This is a genomic window from Chryseobacterium sp. MMO-72 (genome assembly GCF_037146035.1).
Taxonomy (GTDB): Bacteria; Bacteroidota; Bacteroidia; order Flavobacteriales; family Weeksellaceae; genus Chryseobacterium; species Chryseobacterium indicum.
On sequence record NZ_JBBCWG010000006.1, the window covers coordinates 250,067 to 257,609 of the forward strand.

A 7,543-nucleotide genomic window follows, 5' to 3' on the forward strand; every position below is an offset into this window, starting at 1 on the left:
TTTTTCAGATGTTTGCGGAGTATTTCTAAACTTCCATCCTCGCTCTTCCAGCTTCCATCTTCCCGACAAACAATCTTCTCAACCACTCAAACTCTACAACCCTCCAACTCAAAAGCCCTCTTACTTCTCCGGCATCACTTTATACGTGGGATCATCCTGAATATTCACTTCAATTACGGCTTCTGCGTTTTTCAGCATTTGGCGGCAGTCTTCGCTTAAGTGTCTTAAATGGAGTTTTTTATTTAGTTGTGCATATTTTTTAGAGAGTTTGTCCAGAGCATCAATTGCACTCATATCAACAATCCGGCTTTCTTTAAAATCGATGACTACCTGATCCGGATCGTTTACAGGATCAAACTTATCAATAAAAGTGGTCACAGAACCAAAAAACAGCGGTCCTGAAATCTGATAATATTTAATACCATTTTCATCCGTCAATTTTCTGGCACGGATTCTTTTCGCATTGTCCCATGCAAAAACAAGGGCAGAAATTATCACCCCTACTAAAACCGCCAAAGCCAGATTGTGAAGAATAATGGTAATTAAGGCTACTGTAATTCCGACAAAAATATCGGATTTCGGCATCTTGTTAATGATGCTTATGGAAACCCACTGAAAGGTACTGATTGCGACCATCATCATGACACCAACCAAAGCCGCCATCGGAATTTTTTCAATAAACGGGGCTCCGACTAAAATAATAACCAATATTGTGAGGGAAGCAATAATTCCGGAAAGTCTGGCTCTGGAACCGGCATTCAGATTCACTAAAGTCTGCGCAACCATTGCACAGCCTCCCATTCCGCCGAAAAAACCGTTGGTAACATTGGCTAAACCCTGTGCTACCGCTTCTTTATTGGTGTTTCCTTTTGAATTGGTAATTTCATCCACCATAGATAGAGTCAGCAAAGATTCAATTAAACCCACTCCTGCCATAATTAAAGCATAAGGAAAAATAATCTGTAAGGTTTCTAATGAAAAAGGTATTTCCGGAATATGGAAAGTTGGCAAATTTCCGCTGATGTGGGCAATGTCAGCAACCGTTTTTGTATGAATTCCGAAACCAACAACCACTCCGAAAACAATTAAAATAGCAATTAAAGAAGAAGGAACAACTTTGGTGATTTTCGGGAAAAAGTAAACAATAGCAATCGTTAAAGCCGTTAAACCTGACATTATATATAAGGAAGAACCCTGCAGCCAGCTTACAGTGCCATTTGCATCGGTAATTTTAAACTGTTCTACCTGTGCCATGAAAATGATAACAGCAAGACCATTCAGGAAGCCGTACATTACAGGCTGAGGAATTAATCTTACAAATTTTCCGAGCCTGAAAACTCCGACCAGCATTTGGAAAACTCCTGCCAAAGCAACTGTGGCAAAAAGATATTCAACGCCGTGGGTTTTTATCAATGCAATTAAAACCACGATTGTGGCACCTGCACCTCCGGAAACCATTCCGGGACGACCTCCGAAAATTGCAGTAACCAATCCCATCATAAAAGCAGCGTATAAACCCGTTAAAGGAGAAAGTCCTGCAAGAATTGCAAAAGACAAAGATTCCGGGATCATGGTCATGGCAACGGTAAATCCGGCAAGAAGCTCATTTTTGAAATTGATTTTTTGCGAAAAGTCGAAAAGTTTAATAGCGTTTTTCATTAAAAAATGAAGTTTAAGGATTTAATAATAACTTTAAAAAGAGTGTTTTCTATTTCCTTTTATCCGAAAACAGCTTTATAAAATCCTTAAGGCAATGTAACTCCGGATGAAGTTTTTCTTTTTATATTTATATTGGCAACAAAGATATAGACTTGAAATTTCCCGTCCAATTTTTATGGGATCTACTTTAAATATTTCACAATATGTTTCTCCTTAAATTATTGTCTCTTCAAATATAGCGGAATATAATATTTCACTATACATACCACATATTTAATTAAATTTTAACTAAAAATAGATTTTTACAAAATTTTATACCTCATTCTTTTGGACTGAATCCAATTTTTTCTATATTTGATTTCAGAGAAGTTAGTATTTTTTCTAAATATTTAATTCAATTATTGATGATTAATTAAATAAAGTGAAAAGAACGATCTTAAAATTATTAAAAAAAGAGTTTACATGATGAAATTTTAACGGAAAATATTATTGGTGCTTATAAAAGTCCGGAATATTGAAGTTTTACTGATTGAATAATGAGGGACAGAAATAAATGAAGGTGATGCAATATAAGGCATGAATTCTTTATCTAAATTTCGATATATTATTTACAGTTAATTCTTGGCAGGGCTTTTACTATGATTTAATATTCCACCAATTATTAAAACGTGTATAATATTATTATGCTGAAGTTTTTATTTTCTTTATTTTTATGATTTCGGACTGTAAATTGCTTATTAATCACTAAGGCTTAAAAAAACCTATGCTATACAAAGACATACATATAGGACAGTTTATTAAAGAGAGAGCTAACGAACTGGAAGTTAGTAAAGAAAGAATGTGTAGTTTTCTAAAAAAAGATGAGAAAGCTGTCGATAAAATTTTCGAAAGCGCATCAATAGAAACAGATCTTTTGCTAAGATGTTCTAAACTTCTGGAGTATGATTTCTTCAGAATCTACAGTTCTCACCTTATTTTATATGCTCCGCCTTCTGCTGTCGACAAAACAAAAACCAAATCGGACAAAATTCCTTATTTCAGGAAAAACATTTATACACAGGAGATTAAAGAGTTTATTATCGGAAAAATACTATCCGGAGAAATGACTCATAATGAAATTATTCAGGAATATTCCATTCCTAAAAGTACGCTTCACCGATGGCTGCAAAAAACGTAAAAAAATATCCTATGCGTCCAAATTATACAAAGATTTATCAGGATATGCTTAAAGAAAAAGATCCCGATAAACTGAAAGATCCGAAAGTTCAGCGTCTTATAAAAAATTTGAAAACAACTGAAGATGTTTTGAATTTTAATGAATTGGTTTTTAAACAATCAAAAGAAAGTCTGGAGAAAAACCAAAAACTGAAGACATACGATAAAAAAACAATGCTTAAACTTTTACAATATCAGAACAAGCATAATTTTTCTACGAATTATATGTCTAAGAAGTATAAGATTAGCAGAACGACCATTGCGAAATGGAAAAAAACCTTTGAGGAGGAATACGAGAAAATTACTTCAAAAAATTAATATCAATTTTAATGATTGAATATCAGACATTTGTCATTCCGAAACAATGTAAGGCGGAATGACAAATGTTATAAAAAATAAATAAGGTTTCCTCTTTGAAAAAATGCTGTTATTTTGCTCAGCGAAAAGCCTTCACGAACGAAAATATCCGGAATAATTTTAAAAGTCTTCTTGAATCAGCATTAAGAACAGATTATCTGCAAAGCAAAATTAACCATTCACATTTTCTCACTACTTATTATATTTCAGCAGTTTATTAATTTTCCGTCTCGTCTGCACAGAAACTTTATAGGCTTCGTCACGGAGCTTTTGGATTTTTCCGACGGGCTGAAAAAATATTTTACTTTCAAAAGGATTAAAAGAAAGCAGTTCACTGTCGCAGGACTCGGAATTCAGAAGCTGATCCTTTTCAATTTTTACTTCCCCGATTTTAAGGTAAGGTGAATTTTTCCATTCCAAATTGAGTTTATTCACTGGTTGATTCTTCAGATCATAACAAAGCTGAATAAGAACATCTGCCGAGAAATTTTCTTCTTTAAGGTAGCTTTCCAGAGCATTTTTAACCTTCAGTTTTTTCCCGAAATGTTTGTGGACAGATTGAGGCTTTAATTTAATTTTCATCATATAATCTCCCAGTCTGTATACTCCTACCGAATGAAAATCAAACGAAAGAAAAAAATCATTTCTTTTGCTCCAGAGCTTAAATATATTTTTTACAAATGATAAGGTAAATGTAGAGGGAATTACTTTCAATATCTGCATCAGCAAAGAAAAAGAACTCCATTTTTTCACAAAAAAACGATTAACGGAAGTGAATAATTTTAAAAATGTACTTACCGAATTAATCGGAAATAAAGGAAAATTCACTAAAGGGAAATTGGCAATGACGTTTCCTTTTTCATCATTTATTTTTACTGCAAAACCATAAGCAGGAAGATCTTTTTTTCCTTTTACCACCTTTAAATGCGCATTGGAAAACCGGATAACGAGGTCGTATTTTTCCTTATCAAAATACGGTTTTAGTTCTTCAGGAATGTTTTTATCGATCAGAAAAGTTCCTTTGGTAACAGCATACGTTTTGGCATGGGCGTTTCTTGTTGCATAGTGAACATCACTTACAGAAGGGGACTGTTCAACAAAATCGGTAATACTTTTTTTATTGATTTCCAGAAGCTCTTGCTCTTCATCAGTCAGTCTGTCATATTCCTTTTTATATGGTAATGGATTGGGCATTTAGTTTTTAAGTCCAATTATAACGCCAAGTTTCCGAAATCCTATTAACAGAATATTAATGATACTTGAATTTTTTAAGCTGAGTTAAAGATGTAAAAAAAATAAAATTTAATAAACTGAAAACTAATGATTTATATATTTTGAAAATTTTCTATGATTAAAAAACTTCCATCTTCCGGCTGTCATCTTCCAGCACAAAGAACTATCTTTGCAAAAATTATCAATTATGGGAGTAGCAGATATGTTATTTAAACGTAAAAAAGAATTGGCAGAAAAAAACCTGAAAGACGGTCAGGAATATATGGCAGAATATGGCAAGAGAGAAAGCGTAGTAGAATTGCCTAGCGGATTACAGTATGAAATCATTACGGAAGGAGATGGCGAAAAGCCGGGTCCGAGATCTACAGTAAAATGCCATTACCATGGAACAACCATTACCGGAAAAGTTTTCGACAGTTCTGTAAAAAGAGGAACCCCTGCTTCATTTCCACTGAATAAAGTTATTAAAGGATGGACGGAAGCGCTTCAGCTTATGCCTGTAGGAAGCAAGTGGAGACTGATTATTCCTCCGCATCTTGCTTACGGAGATCAGCAGATCAGCAAAGAGATCGGCCCGAATTCTACGCTTATTTTTGAAGTGGAATTGCTGGATATCAAGAAATAATTTTATTAAAAATAGCTTAAAAATTTACCTGTTATTCGGGTAAATTTTTTTATTTGTGTAATTTTATCTTTGGTTTGAAATTTAAATAATGCAATTCTTATTAGTTTTCTGAAAGTTTACAGCTTACAGATGAAAAATAAAAATCCCGAATCGCAAAAACATCAATCAATGAAGAAGATAATTTACTTTGCAGCATTCTGTATTTTGCTTACTTCCTGTGTATCCAGAAAAAATCAGGCAATTAAGCAAAATATTCTTACACTCAAAGACAGTTACTGTAAAGCGCCTTTCAAGTATAATTACGGTAATAAACTTCCTTCGTACAATTCAGATTCCATTATTCAGGCCAATAAAGAGTTAAGAGATAAATTTTCTGACCAGAGTATTTTGATTCTTAATGCTTTAGATAATCTGGACGAAGTTCATGAGATCATGGAGCTTAAAAAAGATACTTCTCTGGAGTCTCAGGTTAAAGTGTTACAGCTTAAATCTAAAATCAACAGTAAAATAACCATTGCTTTAACTGAACTGGATGCGGTTGCGGCAGAATTCGACTGTGAAGGCGAAAGAGTAGCACAAATCGGAAATTATGTGGATAACTTAAACGATTCCAGAAACAATAAGCTCATTCTGCTGTCAATTGTAACAGGAGCCGCAGCTTCGGTAGCAGGAGGAATTGTAAAGGATAATTCATGGAGTAATGCCATTGATATTGGAGGAGGAGTTTTAGGAGCAGGTTTCGGTTTGGCAACTTTAAATCCGAAAGGTAAAAAAGTAGAGTTTATTCATCAGAGAAATTTGTTGAGAGATGTATGGAATGGTACATTGCAATCTCCCAATTTCCCGCCGTTTATCTGGTATATGTATACAGAGAAAAAGTTTTCCAACAGGGAGCAGCATTCCATTATTTCGAGCATGAAAGAACGCTGGCTTCATTATCAGTTTGATGATGACAGAAAAAAGGCAGACGAATCTGTTATTTTCAGTGACGGGGGATTTTACCGTTCAGATGATCTTCATAACCGTGCCGCAATGCTCAACCAGATGCAGTCCGCAACCAGAACCATCAATCAGAACATCAATTATCTGCTTCTGGATCTTGATCGTCTGATACTTTAACAAAATTTAATTGTAATAAATTTTGTTACATTAAAAAATTATCTATCTTTGCTGAGTAATTACAATGAACAATACAAGATTTGCTACGGCAATACATATCATGACCTTATTGACGGAAAGTCCGCAGGATTGGCTTACCTCAGAATGGATAGCAGGAAGCATCAATATCAATCCTGTTATTGTTCGTAAGGAGTTAGGTGTTTTAAGAGAAGCTGGTTTAATTATAAGCAGACAGGGAAAAGAAGGAGGGAGTCAGTTGGCAAAGAGTGCAGATTCTATACGAATTTCTGAAATCTATCTGGCTGTGAAGAACACGGAAGTTTTAGGAAAGAAAAATAATAATCCGAATCCGGTTTGTCCTGTAGGGAAAGACATTAATAATCATCTTAGGATATTGTTTTCAGAAACAGATCAGTTGGTTCTCAATTTTTTAGGAAATAAATCTTTGAAAGAATTCAGCGACCAATTCAAATAAAATTTTTTAACGAAAAATGTAACAAAAATTATTACAATTAAATATTAAAAATAAAAAAATATGAAAAAAGTAGCAGTAATAGGAGCGACAGGTTTTGTAGGAACTCAGGTTGTAAAAGAATTGTCCAACAGAGGATATCAGGTAGAAGCTATTGTAAGAGATGCTTCAAAAGTGGAGCAAAACGAAAAAATAACAGCTAAAAGCGTTGATGTGAATAATGCAGACGAATTATCACAAGCTCTAAGAGGGAATGATGCCGTAATCAGTGCTTTTAACGCGGGATGGACGAATCCTAATTTGTATGATGACTTTCTGAATGGATCTGTAAATATCGAAAAAGCAGTTGAACAATCCGGTGTAAAAAGATTTATTACTGTGGGAGGAGCAGGAAGTCTTTATATTGATGGAAAACAACTGGTAGACGGACCAGACTTTCCTGCTGAGATAAAACCGGGGGCAACTGCGGCAAGAGATTATTTAAACAAAATTAAAGAAAATGAAACCTTAGACTGGACATTTTTCAGTCCGGCAATTGAAATGCATCAGGGAACGGCAGGCGTAAGAACCGGAAAATACAGAACCGGTCTGGAAAGCCCTGTTTTCGATGAAAACGGAAGAAGTGTTCTTTCCGTAGAAGACGTAGCGGTGGTTTTAGTGGATGAACTGGAGCAGAATAACCACATCAGAGAGCGTTTTACAGCAGCCTACTAATTTTTTTAAGATATGTTTTAAAAGTTTCGGCGGGCCCCCAACGGGCGCCCCCAAACAAAATTTTTTATTTTTTATTTAAAAATAAAAAAAAAAAATGTGTTTTAAAGAGTAGTTTTGTTTTTTTTTTAAAAAATAAGATGAGGGGGGGG

The 7,543-nt window shown here is 34.4% G+C and carries 8 protein-coding genes; 6 read left to right on the forward strand and 2 right to left on the reverse strand.

The genetic code is table 11. The features are described from left to right. Positions 1-120: 120 nt before the first annotated feature. Complete coding sequence (locus tag WFH39_RS11120) at positions 121-1,659, reverse strand: SulP family inorganic anion transporter (RefSeq protein WP_336689946.1); 1,539 nt, start codon at positions 1,657-1,659, stop codon at positions 121-123. A gap of 763 nt (positions 1,660-2,422) precedes the next feature. Between WFH39_RS11120 and WFH39_RS11125 the strand changes: the two genes are divergently transcribed. Beyond that, the gene (locus WFH39_RS11125) at positions 2,423-2,836 is read left to right on the forward strand and encodes a transposase (RefSeq protein ID WP_214588646.1); all 414 of its coding nucleotides are present in this window, start codon (positions 2,423-2,425) and stop codon (positions 2,834-2,836) included. 11 nt (positions 2,837-2,847) lie between these two features. Continuing rightward, complete coding sequence (locus WFH39_RS11130; RefSeq protein ID WP_214588647.1) at positions 2,848-3,192, forward strand: helix-turn-helix domain-containing protein; 345 nt, start codon at positions 2,848-2,850, stop codon at positions 3,190-3,192. A 231-nt stretch (positions 3,193-3,423) separates the two neighbouring features. On the opposite strand, the gene WFH39_RS11135 is transcribed toward WFH39_RS11130, so the two are convergent. Beyond that, on the reverse strand, positions 3,424-4,425 hold the full coding sequence (locus WFH39_RS11135; RefSeq protein ID WP_336689947.1) for a catalase: 1,002 nt from the start codon (positions 4,423-4,425) through the stop codon (positions 3,424-3,426). A 226-nt stretch (positions 4,426-4,651) separates the two neighbouring features. Here WFH39_RS11135 and WFH39_RS11140 point away from each other — a divergent pair, with 226 nt between their 5' ends. The 4 genes from WFH39_RS11140 (at position 4,652) to WFH39_RS11155 (ending at position 7,394) form a co-directional block, all read left to right on the forward strand. Continuing rightward, on the forward strand, positions 4,652-5,089 hold the full coding sequence (locus WFH39_RS11140; protein ID WP_235132676.1) for an FKBP-type peptidyl-prolyl cis-trans isomerase: 438 nt from the start codon (positions 4,652-4,654) through the stop codon (positions 5,087-5,089). A gap of 168 nt (positions 5,090-5,257) precedes the next feature. Continuing rightward, positions 5,258-6,208, forward strand: coding sequence for a hypothetical protein (locus WFH39_RS11145; RefSeq protein WP_336689948.1), 951 nt, complete (start codon positions 5,258-5,260; stop codon positions 6,206-6,208). A gap of 64 nt (positions 6,209-6,272) precedes the next feature. Continuing rightward, a complete protein-coding gene (locus WFH39_RS11150) occupies positions 6,273-6,683 on the forward strand; it encodes an Rrf2 family transcriptional regulator (protein ID WP_336689949.1) in 411 nt (136 codons plus the stop codon). A 60-nt stretch (positions 6,684-6,743) separates the two neighbouring features. Continuing rightward, complete coding sequence (locus WFH39_RS11155; protein WP_336689950.1) at positions 6,744-7,394, forward strand: NAD(P)-dependent oxidoreductase; 651 nt, start codon at positions 6,744-6,746, stop codon at positions 7,392-7,394. Positions 7,395-7,543: the final 149 nt, after the last annotated feature.